15 protein-coding genes and 2 pseudogenes are annotated in these 18,397 nt (G+C 44.4%); 7 read left to right on the top strand and 10 right to left on the bottom strand.

Going from position 1 to position 18,397, the window contains the following annotated elements; translation table 11 throughout:
* Positions 1-448: 448 nt before the first annotated feature.
* The 4 genes and pseudogenes from Q3F21_RS26000 to Q3F21_RS25985 form a co-directional block, all read right to left on the bottom strand.
* Positions 449-2,773, bottom strand: a complete 2,325-nt coding sequence (locus tag Q3F21_RS26000; RefSeq protein WP_340259336.1) for an ABC transporter permease — start codon at positions 2,771-2,773, stop codon at positions 449-451.
* Positions 2,774-2,775: 2 nt separating this feature from the next.
* Positions 2,776-3,480 carry an ABC transporter ATP-binding protein gene (locus Q3F21_RS25995; RefSeq protein WP_340259332.1) on the bottom strand — a complete coding sequence of 235 codons (705 nt, stop codon included), beginning with the start codon at positions 3,478-3,480 and terminating at the stop codon, positions 2,776-2,778.
* A 297-nt stretch (positions 3,481-3,777) separates the two neighbouring features.
* Positions 3,778-3,861, bottom strand: a pseudogene (locus tag Q3F21_RS25990) (SDR family oxidoreductase); the annotation flags it as partial.
* Positions 3,862-3,959: 98 nt separating this feature from the next.
* Positions 3,960-4,433 (bottom strand): SRPBCC family protein, encoded by a 474-nt coding sequence (locus Q3F21_RS25985; protein WP_340259330.1) that lies wholly within the window; start codon positions 4,431-4,433, stop codon positions 3,960-3,962.
* A 505-nt stretch (positions 4,434-4,938) separates the two neighbouring features.
* On the opposite strand from Q3F21_RS25985, the gene Q3F21_RS25980 reads away from it, so the two are divergent.
* Positions 4,939-5,520: a type 1 glutamine amidotransferase family protein gene (locus Q3F21_RS25980; protein ID WP_340259328.1), complete on the top strand. Its 582-nt coding sequence runs from the start codon at positions 4,939-4,941 to the stop codon at positions 5,518-5,520.
* A gap of 277 nt (positions 5,521-5,797) precedes the next feature.
* On the opposite strand, the gene Q3F21_RS25975 is transcribed toward Q3F21_RS25980, so the two are convergent.
* From Q3F21_RS25975 to Q3F21_RS25955, 5 genes and pseudogenes are all read right to left on the bottom strand, one after another.
* Positions 5,798-6,181 (bottom strand): VOC family protein, encoded by a 384-nt coding sequence (locus tag Q3F21_RS25975; RefSeq protein WP_340259326.1) that lies wholly within the window; start codon positions 6,179-6,181, stop codon positions 5,798-5,800.
* 556 nt (positions 6,182-6,737) lie between these two features.
* Positions 6,738-6,905: a hypothetical protein gene (locus Q3F21_RS25970; RefSeq protein WP_340259324.1), complete on the bottom strand. Its 168-nt coding sequence runs from the start codon at positions 6,903-6,905 to the stop codon at positions 6,738-6,740.
* A 573-nt stretch (positions 6,906-7,478) separates the two neighbouring features.
* Entirely contained in the window at positions 7,479-9,116 is a 1,638-nt protein-coding gene (locus Q3F21_RS25965) for a M56 family metallopeptidase (protein WP_340259322.1), read from the bottom strand.
* An 8-nt stretch (positions 9,117-9,124) separates the two neighbouring features.
* The gene (locus Q3F21_RS25960) at positions 9,125-9,478 is read right to left on the bottom strand and encodes a BlaI/MecI/CopY family transcriptional regulator (RefSeq protein ID WP_340259334.1); all 354 of its coding nucleotides are present in this window, start codon (positions 9,476-9,478) and stop codon (positions 9,125-9,127) included.
* A 423-nt stretch (positions 9,479-9,901) separates the two neighbouring features.
* A pseudogene (locus Q3F21_RS25955) lies at positions 9,902-10,222 on the bottom strand (recombinase family protein); the annotation flags it as partial.
* 92 nt (positions 10,223-10,314) lie between these two features.
* On the opposite strand from Q3F21_RS25955, the gene Q3F21_RS25950 reads away from it, so the two are divergent.
* The 3 genes from Q3F21_RS25950 to Q3F21_RS25940 all read left to right on the top strand — a co-directional run bounded on the left by Q3F21_RS25950 (position 10,315) and on the right by Q3F21_RS25940 (position 12,003).
* On the top strand, positions 10,315-10,470 hold the full coding sequence (locus Q3F21_RS25950; protein WP_340259320.1) for a hypothetical protein: 156 nt from the start codon (positions 10,315-10,317) through the stop codon (positions 10,468-10,470).
* Positions 10,467-11,099: a recombinase family protein gene (locus tag Q3F21_RS25945; protein WP_340259318.1), complete on the top strand. Its 633-nt coding sequence runs from the start codon at positions 10,467-10,469 to the stop codon at positions 11,097-11,099. The genes Q3F21_RS25950 and Q3F21_RS25945 overlap by 4 nt, the downstream gene beginning before the upstream one ends.
* Positions 11,100-11,166: 67 nt before the next feature.
* Positions 11,167-12,003: a recombinase zinc beta ribbon domain-containing protein gene (locus Q3F21_RS25940; protein WP_340259316.1), complete on the top strand. Its 837-nt coding sequence runs from the start codon at positions 11,167-11,169 to the stop codon at positions 12,001-12,003.
* An 8-nt stretch (positions 12,004-12,011) separates the two neighbouring features.
* Here Q3F21_RS25940 and rlmD read toward each other — a convergent pair whose 3' ends face one another.
* A complete protein-coding gene (gene rlmD, locus Q3F21_RS25935; RefSeq protein WP_340259314.1) occupies positions 12,012-13,439 on the bottom strand; it encodes a 23S rRNA (uracil(1939)-C(5))-methyltransferase RlmD in 1,428 nt (475 codons plus the stop codon).
* A gap of 229 nt (positions 13,440-13,668) precedes the next feature.
* On the opposite strand from rlmD, the gene Q3F21_RS25930 reads away from it, so the two are divergent.
* From Q3F21_RS25930 to Q3F21_RS25920, 3 genes are all read left to right on the top strand, one after another.
* Positions 13,669-14,232 carry an RNA polymerase sigma factor gene (locus tag Q3F21_RS25930; RefSeq protein WP_340259312.1) on the top strand — a complete coding sequence of 188 codons (564 nt, stop codon included), beginning with the start codon at positions 13,669-13,671 and terminating at the stop codon, positions 14,230-14,232.
* Positions 14,222-15,937: a DUF4179 domain-containing protein gene (locus Q3F21_RS25925; protein WP_340259310.1), complete on the top strand. Its 1,716-nt coding sequence runs from the start codon at positions 14,222-14,224 to the stop codon at positions 15,935-15,937. The genes Q3F21_RS25930 and Q3F21_RS25925 overlap by 11 nt, the downstream gene beginning before the upstream one ends.
* Positions 15,938-16,513: 576 nt before the next feature.
* Positions 16,514-17,959: a DUF4179 domain-containing protein gene (locus Q3F21_RS25920; RefSeq protein ID WP_340259308.1), complete on the top strand. Its 1,446-nt coding sequence runs from the start codon at positions 16,514-16,516 to the stop codon at positions 17,957-17,959.
* Positions 17,960-18,397: the final 438 nt, after the last annotated feature.

Genomic DNA, 18,397 nt, shown 5'->3' with positions numbered 1-18,397 from the left:
TGGTCCCAGATTAGAGATTGAGGATAATCGGGGCATGAAACAACGGCTTTACATGCTCATGTTCGAATTGCATACAAAATCCCCCGGTCCCATTTCGATTGGGGAAGAAAAAAGAGGGGGTTATTCATCAGCCCCTCATAATTTTTAGCAGCAGGCACATACTACATGTGTTTGTGTTTTGAATGCGGTAGTCACGCATGATCTGATTGTCAAAGCATCCTTTGCCTGACCGCAACGAAGATGAGCAAGGCTCAGCCCACGCAAGTCTCCATCTTTTGGCGCCAGGACGGAGAAAGCAGGCCTATTGTAAAAAGGAAAAATGCTCCCGAAGCTTTGTCGAGACTCCTGGGAGTCATTTAAATCGCATAGCTGGCTGCCGCCATTTGGGCCCGGGTTACTTTCGTAGCAGGGTGAAACAACCTATTTTTGTCCCATCTCCCTAAAAGTTTTATTCTATACTTTTTAACGATTCAATCATATTTATTTTTGTAACTTTTCTCCTAAGTAGTAAGTTAGATAGAATGGTAAGTGAGAACGCAAGAATAATAGAAACCAACATGATGGAGATATTTACTTTATCCGGGATTTGTTGGTGGGTACTAGACAGTGCCTTTACAATAATTGTATAAACATAGCCGCTTATCGGTAAAGCTACAATTACCGCAAATGTGGTAAGTATCATGTTTTCAAAGAATATAAGTCTGTTTATTTTATTTTTTGGATAGCCTAATACCTTAAGTGTTGCAAGCTCACGATTCCTTTCATAAATGTTTATGGAAGATATCGTATATATGGCGCCAAAGGAGAGTATGACGGCAGAAATGATAAACATGATAAATATAAAACTGTTTTGTTTCAAAATATACTGAGCTGATTTCTTTAGATCCGTCTTATCTGCAATGGCATCTACTTGAGGATCTTGTTCAAAGAAGTTGCGGATTCTGATAAGATCGGTCGAGCTATTTGCTTCAACTAAAAGCGAGGTTGGATTGTAATCTAGCTCAAAGCTCTTTAAATAATCGGGTGTGATATAAAATGATGGATTCGAATACTGTGTAGATATCTTTAAGACCTTCATGTTTACAGTTTTATTTTTAAGCTTCGGTGCAATAAACGTTATTTTGATGAGATCCCCTTCTGAGATATGATATTTGTCGGCGTAAGATTTGGGTACCAGCACACCATTATCTTCTAAAGATATCCTATTGTCATTTTCGTCAAAGAAATGAATGAGATTGTTTTCTTTTTCAGTCACAACTAAAGCAGCCTTTTCTGTTTCATTATCTTTTTTGAATTCAACAGGAAGGGTGGATAAAAAATAACTGTTTTTAATGCCGGAGGGTAGTTTAAAAGTATTCGAAGATGCTCCCATTTTATAATCTACTCTTACATCATAGGTATAAACCTCTTCAATTTGGTTCGCTACTTTTTGCAAGGCCGTTTGAGTACCGAAAGCCGTTATCAATAAAACCGTGCTTACTACAACGCCTACCGAGCTCGCTAGCGCTTTTTGTTTATTTAGGAATATATTTCTCAGAATGAGCTTGTAACTGTAAGGAATATGACTCCAAATACCCGGAATTCTTTCTATGAATATCTTTTTCATCGTTTTTGGCGGTTTAGGACGCATCGCCTGAGCCGCACGTTCCTTCAATATGGTTCTACCGCTTAAGTAACAGGATAGCATCCCAAAAACGCTAGAGATAATGATGGGAGGAATGATTGAATAAAAAGAAAGCGAGAATTGAATGCCTGGCAGGGAGTAGGCCTTTGCATTCGACGCAGCTACGAATGGAACAAATACAAAAGCGGCAATGGCACAACCTAGAATGGAGCCTATAATTCCGACCAGCACAGGGTATCCCATGTAGTGAAGCATAATGCTTCGGTTTTTCACACCCAAAGCCTTCATAATGCCTACTTGATTTCTTTGAGAATCTATCATCCTCGACATGGTAAGAAACAAGATAATCGCTTCGATCAAAAAGAGAACCAAAGGGATAACCTTACTCATCAAATGATTATTATGTATCGTGGCATTTAGCCCAGAATAACTGAAAGTCCGTTCTTTACTTACTTGGTTTAAGTAAGTCAGTTGTTTGGACTTTTCTTCAATGGATTCGCCTAATTTCTTGATATCGTAACCATCTTTCGCATCAATCATAATTTCATTATAGGAAAAGCCATCTGCGATTTCAGGTATGGTCTCTTCGCCAATATAAGCTACTCCGTAGGTTTTATGGTCTTGTATTTCGTTCTTTTTTGCATGTTCAACATTCTCGCACAAGCCGCTAATTGTAAACTTCAAATTTTTATCATCCGTACGTATACTGATTTCATCGCCGACACGATACTGATGTTCTTTGGCATAATGAGAATCTAATAAGATTTCCCCCTTTCTTGACGGGATACTACCCTCAATCATAGCAGGTGTATTGATTTCATTATCTGCAGGGATTGAATGAATTTTTAATGAGGCTTTATAATCTTCAAAGGATTGCGTGGCATCAAAGGTATAGCGGCCTTCTATTTTATTGATGCCTTCTATTTCGCTTAAGCCAGCCACCTCCCGTTTGGAAATTTGACTGTAAAATACATGCAAGTCGCTTAAATTATGCTTTTTAAAGTAAACCTTCGTATAAGCGCTAAGATTATCGCTCAAGGTCACCAGCCCCGCGTAGAAAAAAGCTCCTACTGTGATAACCAAAACAAAGGCCAAAAATTGCCCTGCAGATTGTTTAATATCTCTAAATAGTTTAATAAATAATTTCATAATCACCACTCAATCCCTTCAACGCTTTGCTTGTCATCATTAATCGTTATGCTTGCTATCTTTCCGCTTTTCACCTTAATAATTTTATCGGCCATAGGAGCAATGGCGGAATTATGCGTGACCAAGACGACGCACTTTTTTGTCTCCTTGTTCAAATCTTGAAGCAGCTTTAAGACGGACTTGCCTGTAACGTAATCCAAAGCTCCGGTTGGTTCATCGCAGAGTAAAAGTAAGGGATTTTTTGCAACAGCTCTAGCTATAGCCACTCTTTGTTGCTCTCCTCCGGAGAGCTGGGAAGGGAAGTTTTGGATACGATTCGATAATCCAACTTTATGTAGGATATCTTTCGGATCCAGATGGTTTTTACATACTTCAGTGGCAAATTCAACATTTTCTAGAGCGTTTAAATTTGGAATCAAGTTATAGAATTGAAATACAAAGCCAACTTTCTCGCCGCGATATTGTGTTAACTCTTTTTCGCCTAATCTTGTTATTTCCTGATCGCCAACAAACACTTGACCTGAGGTAGCCGTATCCATACCGCCAAGTATATTCAAGATCGTACTTTTGCCTGCGCCGCTTGCACCCAGAATAACGACGAATTCTCCCTCGGATATGGAAAAATCAACACCATCCAGGGCCTTGATTTTCACTTCCCCTACTTTGTATTCTTTCGTTACTTTTTTGAATTCGATTAACTTTTTCACGTATGACATCTCCTCTCCTCGTATCGGATTTATTGAATCTTGGTTTGACGCAATTTCCAGTTTTCCCGCAACATCATCAGCGGTCATATCAGAACACGACGACAACTTGGGCGCTACCTCTGAGATCAGCTGGTAATCCACCTACTTGCGCTTAACTTTCATAATACACCAAACGAAAAAAGTTGCATCCTGGAGCCGATGTATTTTGGCATCAGTCTCCAGAAGGAGTTTGATCTCGCCGCCGCCTCAGCGCTGAACCGCCAAGGGGCAGAAGACAAGCCAAAGATATAGTCCTGCCTATCGGAGCTTGATCGCTCCGCCATCGACCATAATCGTTTGTCCGGTAATGTAGTCCGAATCTTCGCTTGCCAGAAAAAACGCTTCACCGAGCCATCCGCTTTACCTATCGTTAAAATGAAGTGACAAAAAAAGAGCGTCCAATTGGACACTCGAAACTAGAGAAACAAAGCTGATATAGATTAAGACATACTTGCCAGATGCTCCTCAAGACGATCCATGGTCTGTTCGGCACCTGGGACGGCATATGTTTTCACCTTATCGAATACAGCGGCATTTTCTTCAAAAACTGTGCTATAAGTGAGTTTGGTCTTACCATCCAGATCCTCAAAGATTGCTCTCGCCAGAAAATGGGGAAACACAGCATGTTTGATGACGATTCGCTCGGGTTTAACGACCTCGACAAAGACGTTGGTGTTGGGATAATCAACGCCGTCAGGACCGTGCATGATAAACTGCCATGTACCGCCCGGTTTCATATCAAACTTCTGAAATGTCGTCGTAAAACCTCGAGGTCCCCACCACTTCGACAGGTGCTCCTCTTTCGTCCAAGCATCAAACACAATCTCACGTGGAGCATCAAATACGCGGGTGATCACAATCTCGCGTTCACCTACTTGCGTTGCGATTTTGTTTGTTGCGTTGTTTTGGTTCATGTCCATCCCTCCAAAATGAATTTGACTTTGACTTGTTGAAACCTTTATCACCAAGTAGCTTCCCTTGCGTTCCTTTCCATATTTAAATAAGGGGGAAGTGTTACAGTCATCATTGATCAACTCCTTTTTTCAATCATAGCAAATAAATAATGCATTGATTTCTTTCAGATTGCTCCCTTGAATAACCCCATCATTACATCGAAAACGCCCGATTTCCTTACTAATTGACCAAATAAAACTGCCCTTTAGCTCAATAAGAAAATCACCAAAGAACAATAACACCCCCCCCTTTTTCAAAGAGAGGGGATACCACCATTACTTCTCGTTATTTTTCTTTCCTCACTAACAGTGAGCAACGCTCCACATGTGTTGAGGTGATAGAAAGTACAGTCCTGGAAAAGAGGAATGACATCGGCTCAGAGAAAAATTATGTTTCCTGACCATAATTGTCAGTGAAGCTGGTTTACTATTCATTTGTACAAAACTTTACAAGGAGGGAATCACTTTGAAGGAAGTGTTGATTTTTATAACGGATGGTTTTGCCGATTGGGAGGCAAGCTACGTCAGTTCAGAGTTGAACAAGCCGGAAACAGGATATCGTGTAAAGACAATCGCGATTGATCAGGAGCCTAAGGTTTCGATGGGTGGTTTAACGGTCCTTCCAGATTATAGCGTAAAAGAATTCAATCCGAAATTCGATATCGCAATGTTAATCATACCTGGCGGAACGGGGTGGAGAGAAGCAAAGAATCAGCAAGCAAAAGTAATTGTCGGCTATTGTGTGAGCAAGGATATTCCGGTCGCAGCGATCTGCGATGCGACCACTTTTTTGGGAAACCACGGATATTTGGATAATCATCGGCATACGGGCAATACGTTACCCTATTTGAAGCAAGGAGCTCCGAATTACAGAGGAGATCAACATTATGTAGATGCGCAGTCTGTCCGTGACGAGAATCTCATCACTGCAAATGGAAGCGGTGCATTGGAGTTTTCAAGACATATCTTGGAGAGATTGGGTGTATTAGAAGGCGATGAATTGAATGAATGGTACGAAATATTTAAAAAGGGCTACTTTCCCTCATAACATTTTAGTCTGATAGGAAAGCACGAAAGCATACACGCATACCGTGCTTTCCTGATTCATTCCTGAAAATGGGGTGGTTTCTTTGTATAGAATTTATCTATTATTGAACTATCGCACCCCAACAATATCATTTATTTTCAAACCTTAAAAATGTATAACCCCGTCCTAAAATTAGGACAGGGTTAACATAAAGTTGATTAATTCTTGATAAAAAACACTTCACCAAACTTAAAACTTACCAATAAAGTCGTTAAGAACTAGCCTCTTCGTCATGAAGTTACTTCTGCACTATCTGGATAAGGTTGCCGCATGTATCGTCGAAGACAGCTATTGTGACTTCGCCCATTTCTGTCGGTTCCATAGTAAACTTCACGCCTTTTTCCATTAATCGTTTGTACTCTGTTCGAATATCTGCAACGCCAAACATTGTTGCTGGTATGCCATCGGCAAATAACTTCTGTTGATACTCTTTGGCGGCAGGGTGGTTGTTCGGTTCGAGTAAAAGCTCGGTACCGTCTTGTTCATCGGGAGAAACAAGCGTTATCCACCTAAATTCTCCTGCGGGAACATCATGCTTTTTTACAAATCCCAGCGTTTCTGAATAAAATTCCAGTGCCTTGTCTTGGTCTTCTACGAATATACTGGTAACAATGATTTTCATAATGTTTTTGCCTCCTTTGATATTTGACGCTGGTTCTCTACTAACAATCTGGCTCCGAGCAGAAACAAACAAATTCGTTTGAAGTTTCTATTATAAAGTGAGCAAGTTTGCTCCTTCGACTACCCTTCAATTATTGTTGATGCCCAAGGAAACCCTCTTGTATCAAAAGTGTTGTGACCGACAGTTTCATTATCGTTTTTCAAAATTAGCTGCCCGTGGTTGTCACAGTTAATACCATACTAGTTAAAAGAGAAGAGGGGATTTCCCCCCTCTTAATTATTCCGCCAATACATCTCCAATATTATTGTTCTTTCTCACCAACAGTGAACAGCATTCAACATGTGTGGAGTTGACAGGGAGTACAAGTTTCAAAGTCAATGGAATGGCATTTGCCCACGACTTTACAGGCGCCCATCTCGGGCGTCTTTTTTTGCGCCGGGGGGGGGTATCGGTAATGCATTAGAACGCCGTACACGGCGAATATGGGCGTCTGACAACGTAAATAAGCCCGACGTACGCTTTGCTGGGCGGGTAATATCGTTATTATTTCTGGCGGTTACTGACGCCCCTGTGCGGGCTTTTCGGGCGTCTCGTTGCGGTCGTCCTTGACGTATTCATTCCATGTAATCAAGAAGTGTCCTAACGCGAATGTCGTCTGTCTGCGTCCGTCTGGTGCCTTTACTTCGCTGATAATACGAATATGCTCATTGTCGCGCGGTATCATCGTATTACCGTCCTTTCTAATTGTTTATCAGCGTAACGCGGGATTTATCGAACGCTTCGACGGGTTGCTTCAACGATCGAAACGCGATCTTAACGGTATCGTTCCCGGTCGCCTGTTCGACAGCGTCCATTTCTTCGCGAAAGCGGTCGGACAGCTTATAACGAAAGTTTCGCCGTCATACGTCGCCGTCGTGTCCTTGAACCACGTCTAAATGGTGTGGACGGTACTTCTGCCGCTATGTATTCAAGCACCTGTATCCACGTACTGACGTCGTTTCCCGCATCGCTAGACATTCGCTAACCCCCAATCGAAAATAATAACCCGACGCGTCTTAGGGGAACGTCGGGCTTCTTGCGTACCTTCTTCCGAAAGGTTCATTCAGTATAGCGGATATTGGGCGATTATGGAACCGAACGAATCGAACTAATAATTTTAATCGTTAAGCACTTTCACCTTCTCATTTCCGATTATTTCTCGGTTTTCCTGTTTATTTGTACAAAAGAAAGCTATTGTTTTCCAAATTAAGGGTTTTTTATTAGTCGGTGATTGGCAATTTAGATTTAGTAATCCCCTTTATTTCGTTACCATAAAGATCGTATCATTTTCTTTAAGATGCTCAATTCTTTCAGAATAATCTTGTTCTGCTTGAGTTTCCGTCAGTATATTGTTGGAAACTAACAAGTCATAAAATGATTTCAACATCTGTGCTGATATAAGCATGGGGAGTCTCTCGGAAGTAACCATCATTCTTTGACCGTCAATCAGGACAGAAGCTATTTTTTCATGCTGAACGAGCTCAATCTGTACGCCGTTCTTGTCGATTACAAAATACATTTCCTTCTCGTTTTCAAGCACTAAATGTTTTACTTCTGCCCCGTTTGACAAGCGACTCTGGATTTCTTTCATTGAATAGCCCGGATTCGGATCATTTTTCAAAAGCCAGTTAGCAAAATCTTTTGCATCGACACCGTCAGTATCATATTTTTTCCAAACTGCCCCATTGTCCTTGCTAATCTGTATGCTGTTATCATTCATTACGCGCAGATATATCTCGTTGTCCATATAAACCGCCCGATATCTTGAAGCGATAAGGTTGTCGATCAACTTCGGCACATCTGATTTGGTGAATGTTAAATCGATCGGCATTAGGGCTATCGTGGATTCGCCTTGGTTTAAGGCGGGCGCACTTTCGACCGCATCGCTTTCGACACTCGGAGCCGCTTCCGTTTTGTCCAGTGCAGAAGTCGCAAAGACGGTAACGATACCGGCTGCAATCACAATAGCGAGCAGCATCGTCGTGATAGAGGTTTTCTTGGTTTTCATAATCGATATAATCCTTTCTTCGATTGAGTTTTTAGAAAAATTACTAATCATTGGGGACAACCCACTTTTCTTTTCTTCCAAACGGACAAGTGCCATAGCATAAGCAGGCTTCATGCTTTCCCCAAATATCCATATGACCGTTTCATCACAGGATAGCTCGATGTCACGGTTGGCAAGGATGTACATGATCCACACGAAAGGGTTGAACCAATGGACACACACGCCAGCGGCAAGCAACCATTTTTTAAGTGTGTCAAATCGCTTGATGTGAGTAAATTCGTGGGTAAGGATAAGCGCAAGTTGTTTTTCATCGTTATAATCTAAATTTTTCGGCAAGAGTACAACAGGCTGAAAAATACCATAGGTGAGCGGAGTCAAAATTTTATCTGATTGCCGGATTTGTACTTTTCGCCATAAAGAATTTGAATTATGCCATTTTCTTATAAAATCACTTTTAATAGGTAAAGACATTTTGTAATTATTTCGACACCTTAAATGTGGGATGATGAAAAACAAAGCGCATAACGTAAAACCAATAAGCCATGCCAATACAATAGGCGATATTTGTGAAGCCGTATGCAGTGGTTCGGTTGGTATGGTCAAATTATCTGTTATTGGTGGCATAATAACCGTACCACCATTTAAAAAGGGGGAGCTTTCCGTTATGGGAATTACCTCTTGTACTGTAAACATCCTTCTTAAATAGTTAACCGCCGTAAAAATGCTTAATTGCGAATGAACAGAAACAGGTACAAGCAGTTGGAATAACGCAACACCCCAAAGAAACATAAAAGTCATTTTGGGCAACTTGTGAATGAGCAGGGAACGAAAGAACATAATCGCAAGAATAAAGATGGAAGCCGATAAACTTATCTCAAGTAACGACATCCCCCACCTCATTCCAAGCTCTCAATAAGTCGTTTTAAGTGATTAATTTCCTCAGTCGACAGCCGTCTCTGTCCCAAAAGTGAAGCAATCAGTCTGTCGGGGGCACCATTATACATCTTATTTATAAGTTCTGTTGTTTCGTGTTCCTGCGCCTGTTCTCGTGTAACAAGCGCACGGCAAACGAAATTAGGCTCTTGCCGTTCAATCGCCCCTTTATCAAGGCACCTCTTGATGACGGTATAGGTTGTTGTCTTGCTCCAACCTATTTTTTCCTTTGTAATTTCTGCAATCCTCTTTGCGGCGGTATCGCCATCTCTCCACAAGATTTCCATAATATTAAGCTCGCTATCGAAAAGCTTCATAACCAAATGAAAGCACCTCATTTCGCCGTTGTTCTACTGTAGTAGAATTTTGTATTTACATTCTACTAAAGTAGAATTGATTTGTCGAGAGGGTTCTGCCATTTTGCTCGAACATATCATCTTATTCTTATGGGCTTTCGAAAGTCAGGAAAGATTTACTTGGAATTTTTACTAATTGCACGGAAATTGTTTTCGGTACTCGCGGCGCCGACATACCCCCGGTTCCCCCGGTGGGGGCTTCGCTGTTACTTTGAATGTTGGCGTTCAATTTCAAGTATCCAGAACACGACAAAGACGCCGATCGCTTCGATCGACGCCATCTACAAGAGAATGTAGGGAAGGGCGATGGCTACGGCGCCGCTTCCTTGTATGTATATGTCGCGGGCTACTGATCGTTTGTGACGCATTGTGCTTCGCACTCCTTCACGCGACGATCAAGACGATATTCGAAATCAACTTTTCCATTTCGCCCATACCGTTATCCTTCGGACGTGTATCCAGTACGGGCATATCAATAACGACGATATAGGCGCCGATCTCTTGCGTAATTTCCTGCCATTCTCGCTTGATCTCGTCGGCATTACGTCCAAGACGATCAAGTTCCTTGATATACAACGTATCGCCCCGGCGAAGCGTCGCCTTCGACGCTTGATACTTCGGACGGTTCAAATCTTTCCCGGATTGCTTGTCTATGTATACGTCCCGTTCGTTGATTCCAAGCGCTTCTATTGCTTCAAGTTGACGTGCTTCGGGGCGCTTTTTTCGTTCTTGGCGTCACAAACACGAAAAGACTTGCGACATAAGGACGCAACCAAAATGACAAGGGGTTGCGTAAAATGAAAATCGAAAGAACGTTTATCGGAACTGTTAAACTAGAAGATCTATTGATAACTTTGCTACGTAATCAAATTGACAGCATAGTTTCAGCTATGTACGATGAACATAGGGCAAATGCCATTCCTTCTATTTCGGAAGGAGCGGCAGAAAAATGAAATGTGCAATCTATGCTAGAGTCAGCACAAAGAGAGAAGAACAAAAAAATAGCTTATTGAACCAATTTGCTTTAGCGGAAAATATCACTAGAGAACATGGCTTTGAAGTCGTGGAACGGTACATTGACAACGGAATAAGCGGTGCAGGAATTAAAAACCGCGCAGAAATTCAGCGACTAATTGAAGACGCTAAGAAGAAGAAATTTGACGTGGTTATTACGAAGTCAGTTTCACGCTTCGGAAGAAAGACGATCAACAGTCTACAAATGGCAGACCAATTAGAGCGGATACCTGTACGCCTTATTTTACCCGAAGATAATTACGATACGGCGACAAGCGCAAGTCGCTTTATGTTTAACCTTAAAGCGATTTTGGCGGAAGAAGAAAACGCTAAGTTGTCGGAACGTATAAAGTTGGGGCTCCGGTCTAGCGTTATGAAAGGTACCCATCGACCTTCGATTCCGCCATACGGATACTCTATCAACGAGACGACAAACGCTTATGAAATTGACGAGAATACCGCCCCAATTCTGCGCGAAATATTCAAGTTATATTTACACAAAGGTTGGGGGATGTTCTCGATAAGCAATTACCTAATGCGTAGAAACATCCCGACACCACCGTACTAGCGCGGGCGTTTCAAACGCAGGTACCAAGTGGCAACAATGCACGATTAAGCTAATATTAGAAAATCCCGTGTATAAAGGTAATCGCGTGAATGGGCGTGAGGAAACGACGGGAACGCTTGCGGAATCGGAACTTTATAAAATTCGTCGCAAAGTTGGTGCAGATAAGCAAACTGTTATCGAAAACGCTCATCCTGCATTAGTGTCTGACGAAGATTTCGAAGCGGTTCAAGAACTTATGCGTAAAAAGGGTAAGAGTAAAAGCAACGGTAAAGAAAGCCTGTTTTCCTTTATTGTTGTTTGTCTTGATTGTAAGAGCGGTATGCATTTCAAGCCCGATAGGCGTAAGGGGGCGTATATTTGCGGAGGATACGTTAAATATACGTCTAGTTACTGTTCTTCGCACATCATCGCAGAAAAAGAATTGCTACAAGCGGTTAAGGACGACCTAGCGGCGTTGGTTAAGGATAACGTCAGTATGGAAAGGCTATACGGTATTGCCGAAGAAAAAGCCAATTCGGTACACGCTAATACCAAAAAGGAATTAGCGCGAATTGACAAAGAATTAGCCGAAATGGATAAACGCTTTGACAAATTGTTAAGCCTGCACATTGACGATAAGATTACGTCAGATCAATTCAAGCAACAGAACGAACGAATAGTACAGCAACAACAAGAATTAGCGAATAAAAAAGCTGAACTAATCGTATTACTTGAAGCACGGCAAGACCTAGCCGAACAGTTACACGTATTCAAAAAAGAAGTAGAACGGTTCTCGACCCTCGACATTGGCGATGCACAGGTCATGAAACACGTTCTACAGCGGTTAATACAAAAAATTGAAGTATTCGAGGGCGGAAAAATAAAAATTCACTATAACCTTTCTAACCCTCTACCACAGAACTAAGATACAGTCTAATTCGCTGTATCTTTTCTTTCAAGTCTTACTGTACACTCCACATGCGCCGTATGCGGAAACATATCCACCGGCTGCACCTGCACCAGCTCATACTTGGCCAACAGCTTGGCAATATTCTTCGCCAACGTAGACGGATTGCAGGATACATAGACGATCTTCTTCGGCTTTACCTCCAACAGAGAACGTATCAAATCGTCGTCCAGCCCCGTTCGAGGCGGGTCCACCACGACGACATCCGGCTTTACTCCTTGCCTGGCCCACTTGGGCATCAGCACCTCGGCCCGTCCTACATGAAACTGGGCGTTCTCAGCACGATTCCGCTCCGCGTTTTTCCGGGCATCCTCCACCGCCTCGGGAATCAGCTCAATACCCCGCACTTCACGCGCATAAGGGGCCAGCCAAAGCGAGATCGTTCCTGTTCCGCAGTATAAATCCAGCAAAAGCTCGCTGCCGGTTAGTCCGGCGGCTTTTTTTACTTCGTCGTACAGCTTGCGGGTCTGCTCCGGATTCAGCTGAAAAAAAGCTCGGGCGGACAAGTCAAACGAAAGCTCGCCCAGCTTTTCAGCAATGGACGGACGTCCCCACAGCTCGCGGGTAGTATCACCAAAGACGACGGATGTTTTTTTCGGATTAACGTTCTGAACGATACTGACCAGCTCCGGCAAACGAGTCCTCAGCTCCAGGATGAGCTCCTTGACTCGGGGAATGTCAGGGGTGGCCGTCACCAGCGTAAGCTGCGTTTCACCTGTTGCAAACGCCACGCGGGCCACAACCGTCCGGATCACGCCCGTCCGCTTCCGTTCATCGTAGACAGGGATTTGCAGTTCCTCGATGATCTTTTTTGCCGTGCGGACGATAGCGGTCGTCGCTTCGTGCTGCACGTGGCAAGTCTCCAAATCCACCAGCTGGTGCGTGCCAGTCTGATATAGCCCGGCCACCAGCTTTCCATCCTGTCTGCCTACCTGAAACTGCGCCTTGTTGCGGTACCCCCAAGGGTTATCCATGCCAATTGTCGGGGCAACCGGCGGGTTGTCCAGTCGGGCGTACTTGCGAAGCGATTCGATGACCAGCTCCTGCTTGGAGGCGAGCTGGGCCTGATAGTCCATATGCTGAAGGCTGCACCCGCCGCACTGTTCATAGACGGGACAGGGCGGTTCGACGCGGGCCGGCGATTTCTCGACGACACGCAGCAGCCTGGCGATTGCGTAGTTTTCCTTTACCTCGGTTACCTCCGCGTGAACTACTTCTCCGGGAAGCGCTTTTTCCACGAACACAATTTTTCGCTTGAAATAGCCGATGCCTTCTCCATTGATGCCTAAGCTTTTGATCGTCAGGGTCATCTGCTGGCCGACGGTAAGTTTTGTGTCCGGATGTTTTCCATCCCCGGAACGGGTATTTTTCTGATGCTTGCCAGGTGACTTCATGAGGTGCAGCTCTCCTTGCTTTGGAATGGTTCTATTATACCTTGATTTTCCCCTCAGACCCAAACGGAGCAGGGAGGGGGACAACACCTGGGGGAGTCTTGCCATCTAACAATTTTTATTTGAGCAAAAGAAAGTAAGAAAGATATTTCCGTTTTAGCCGTTATAGCTGATGAACAGACAAAAAGGATAAAAAACTGCGCAGTCACCTTTTTGGATGGGAGGATTTCACATGCAGGAAGATTGGGAGCTGATCGAGCAGCTTCGAAACGGAAATAAACAGGCCTACACGGAGATTGTCGAGCGCTACAAGGGGAAAATTTACGCTTTCCTATACAGAATGATTGGGCACTCGCAGGATGCTCAGGACCTGACGCAGGAGGTATTTATCAAGGCGTATTGCAAAATTGGCGATTATAAGCCGGACTTCCGCTTTTCTGCCTGGTTGTTTCGGATTGCCGCCAACCATTGCCTGGATGAGCTGCGAAAGAGAAAGCGGATGCCAGCCACAACGGGGGAAGAAAGCGAACTGGTTCACGAGAATACACCTGAACGAATTTTGCTGGTCAAAGAGCAGCAGGAAGTTCTGCACGAGAAACTGCTGGCACTGGAGGACGATCATCGGGTGATTTTGCTCCTTCGTTATGTAGAGCAGCTAAGCTACAAGGAAATTGGAGAAGTCTTGTCCATTCCGGTAACGACGGTGCAGATGCGCATTTTTCGGGCTCATAAAAAATTGCGACAGTCGATGATTCCCGTGAAAGGTGGTGGTCCTGTTGAGGTGCGTGAAATCTAGTCAACTGAAAGCATATCTGAGCGACGGCCTGCTGCCCTCGGAGAGCCTGCTGATCGAGCGTCATGTTGAGGAATGCAGTTGCTGCAAAAGCGAGTTGGAAAAGATCGAAAGTGAACTGCAAGAACTGCGGATTGTGGGGGACATCCCGCCATTGCCGGACGCATTCACGGCAGAAGTGGCAAACAAGCTGGCCCAACTTCCCTTTCCCTTTCCTGCGGAAGAAAAACAGATGCCGGTTGCCTTGAATAAACCAATCAATTGGAAGAAAAGGAGCATTGATATTATGAAGAAGACAGCGATTGCCGTAGCCGGTCTTGCGGCTGCCGTTACATTCGGAACGATGGTTTCACCGACGTTTGCCAATTACGTGAACAGTTTGTTCAATACTGTTAAAGATGTAGACGGCGGCTTGAATCAAGCGGCTGTCGAGGGCTACGTCCAGGAAGTCAACAAGCAGGTAACGGATAAGGGGATCACTATGATCGTCAAGGAAGTGCTCGCCGATCCGACTCGAATCGCGTTGATCTTTGATTTTGTCGACAAGGACGGCCAAAAGCTGGATCTCACTGATCTCCTCGAGTACGATGCGAGATTTACGCTTACAGACAATATCGGGAATGACCTGAATCCCAGGAGGGAGGGCTGGAGGCAAAGTAAATACGGAGAGTACATGCTGCTCGAAAAGGACTTGTACCCCTTGTTTGACACAGTCGAGAAAGTCCCAGACGAGCTTACGGTCGGAGTTCAATTCACACAAATCCTGGGCACTGAAGGTTCTTGGAAGCTAGATATTCCCATCGATATGAAAAAGGCAAAAAAAGTGGCAAAAACGGTAGAGATCAATAAGGAGTACACGACGCCGCAGGGGGTTGTCATCAAGCTGGACAAAATGGTGACAGTTCCCAGCGCCAGTCTACTCACCCTGGAGACGGATTGGAACGAACAGAAATACAAGGAGTATAGGAAGCTGATCGAGGAAAAAGGCTGGAGTGATGCGCCTGAGGGGCAAAATTTAACTTCTGAAGAGATAATGCAACTATACTTGTCCAAATACGGTCTCGCCTATGAAATTCTCGACGAGAATGGGAATCTGATCGCAGGCCGGGATGACACGTTTTTCGGGACTTTGAACGGCATTAGAAAAAATGAGGTAAAAACCTCTCTCCTAGGCCAAGGAATAGGCGAAGGTCAAGGAATGGCGTGGTGGGACGGATTTGTGCCGTTTACAGGCCATAAAAAGCTGACCTTCAAGCTTCACTCGATTTATATGAATGAACTGGCTTCCTTCCAAGCCAAGATCAGCCTTGATGAATTGAACAAACAGCCGGTGACAGTTGAAAACAGCGGAAGCACCTTTACGTTCAGCAAATTCCACCTGAAGACAACGGAAGAAAAGGAGAAGATCGGAAGATATGAAACGAGCGGCAAAGGCGGGATCATCGAGTTTGAGGCGACCTTGCCGAAGGACATCGTGAATATCACCGAATGGAAAGCAAAAGACGAGAAGGGCAACGTATACCGTGTGAGCATGGACAACGGTGACGGCGAGTACACCCGCGGAAAAGACGGACGCGTGAAGATCAAGAGTGCTCTTTTCATAGACGGCCTGGAGAAGCAGCCGAAGGAGCTGACCATCACCTACGGCATTCAGGAGCATCAGTACCGCGACGTCAATTGGGAGGTTCCCATCCAGCTTGACAAGTAATGTCAGCTTTCACTCTGTCTTTTAGCCCACCGACTGCTCCCAAACAAAACTACCCGATAGCACAAGCTGAAAACACTTTTTAAAAAATTTCTCCAAAACTTGAAAGAAAAAGGGAAAACGCTCGTTATACTTGATGAACACAGCTAAACCGTTCGTCAGCATCCCCCAGCATGCCAGAGTAACGGGGAAAAGATCACCCGGATGACAAAAGGGAACGGCAAAAACAGCCGGCTTCCGGAAATGTACAGGACAACGGTGCCTACTAAAAGCGACATTGCTGTTGGGGAAAAAACGGCAGACGTGGTTTGGCCAAAAAGGCAACAGCTGCGCAGCAAGCCTTTTGCATGGGAGGAAAAGAAAAACATGCAGGACGATAACGAAGGACGATAACGAGCTCGTTCGTCTGGTACTTGAGGGAAACCAGGAAGCCTATGCACGACTTGTCGACAAGTATAAAGCAAAAATACCGACGGGAAGCTCTCCCCCCACTTTACGGAGCTGGTCATGGAGGATATTGCCCGGCAGACGAAAAGCAGAGGCAGAAGAAAATTGTGGAAAAAAAGGAGTATTGATATTATGAAAAAAACAGCGATTGCCGTAGCCAGTCTTGCGGCTGCCGTTACATTCGGAACGATGGTGTCACCGACGTTTGCCAATCACGTAAACAGTTTGTTCAATACGATAGATCAAGCTGACGGCGGTATGAAAAATGCAGCGGTCGAGGGCTACGTCCAGGAAGTCAACAAGAAAGTGACGGACAAAGGCATCACCGTAATTGTCAAGGAAGTGCTCGCAGATCCGACGCGAATCGCTCTGATCTTTGATTTTGTCGATAAAGATGGAAAGAGGCTGGATTTTTATAATCCCAATACCTACGACTTCTACTACGATGGGAGATTTACGCTTACAGATAATACCGGTAAAGATCTGAATCCTCTGGGGGATGGCTGGGCACAGCGTAAATACGGAGATTACTTGCTTGTCGAACAGGACTTGTACAATATGTTCGACAGAGCAGAGAAAGCGCCAGACGGGCTCACGATCGGAGTCAATTTTAGTAATATCATGGACACCGAAGGCTCATGGAAGATCGATATCCCCATCGATATGAAAAAGGCAAAAGCAGTGGCGAAAACGGTAGAGATCAATAAGGAGTACACGTCGCCGCAGGGGATCGCCATCAAGCTGGACAACGTCATGACTGTTCCCAGCGCCAGTCTTCTAACTCTGGAGACGGATTGGAACGAACAGAGAATCAAGGAGTATATGAAGCTGATCGAGGAGAAAGGCTGGAATGATGCGCCGGAAGGGTCAAGGAAGGATATGCGGTTAACTCCTGGAGAGCTTATGCAACACTACTTGACAGATTACGGTTTGGCCTATGAAATTCTCGACGAAAAGGGAAATCTGATCGCAGGTCGGGATGATACCATGTTCGAGACCTTGAACGGCATTAGAAAAAATGAGGTAGACATGACAAGCAAAGGAGAAGGAAAAGGCGAAAATCAAGGAATGGTGTGGTGGGACGGATTTGCGCCGTTCACAGGCCATGAAAAGGTGACCTTCAAGCTCCACTCGATCTATCTGAAAGAACCGGCTTCCTTTGAAGCCAAGATTGCCCTTGATGAATTGAACAAACAGCCAGTGACGGTCGAAAGCAGCGGAAGCACCTTTACCTTCAGCAAATTCAACCTGAAGACAACGGAAGAAAAGGAGAAGATCGGAAGGTACGAGTGGCGGGGCAAAGGCGGGATCATTGAGTTTGAAGTGACCCTGCCGAAGGACATCGTGTACATCACCGATTGGAAGGCAAAAGACGAGACAGGTAAAGAATACCGTCTCTTCATGGACAATGGCGCCGGTGAGTACACCCGCGGCAAAGACGGACGCGTGAAGATCAAGAGCGCTCTTTTCATAAGAGACTTGGTGAAGCAGCCGAAGGAGCTGACCATTACCTACGGGATTCAGGAACATCAGTACCGCGACGTCAAATGGGAGGTTCCCATTCAGCTTAACAAGTAATGCCAGCTTTCGCTCTCTCTTTTTACAATAATAGAGAAGTGAAACATGAGGTGTATTGTAGAATTTACCAACCGACTCAGTCAATATTACTATCTTTGAAACAAAAAGAGGGCATGATGTCCCTCTTTTTGTTATTTGTCCTTCCGCACCAACAAGCGAAACCGCCTCCACCCGCTGTAAATTCTCCCACTGTCCCCGAAACTTCAAAACATCAAACAGCATACTCCGTAAAGTGCATCCCTAAAAAATTTCCCCAAACCTTGAAAGAAAAGGAGGAAAATGCTCGTTATACTTTATGAACACAGCCAAACAGTCTGCCAGTACCCGCAGCATGCCTGATTATCGGCGACGATAACCCGAATGGCAAAAAGGGAGCCAAAACATCGGCTCCCGGAAACAGACGGGACAAAACGGCGTCACGAAACAGCGGCATTTCTG

This window comes from Brevibacillus borstelensis, from assembly GCF_037834415.1.
GTDB lineage: Bacteria > Bacillota > Bacilli > Brevibacillales > Brevibacillaceae > Brevibacillus > Brevibacillus borstelensis_A.
The sequence above is the reverse complement of the archived record's forward strand: the minus strand, read 5'-3'. Positions and strand labels throughout refer to the sequence as shown.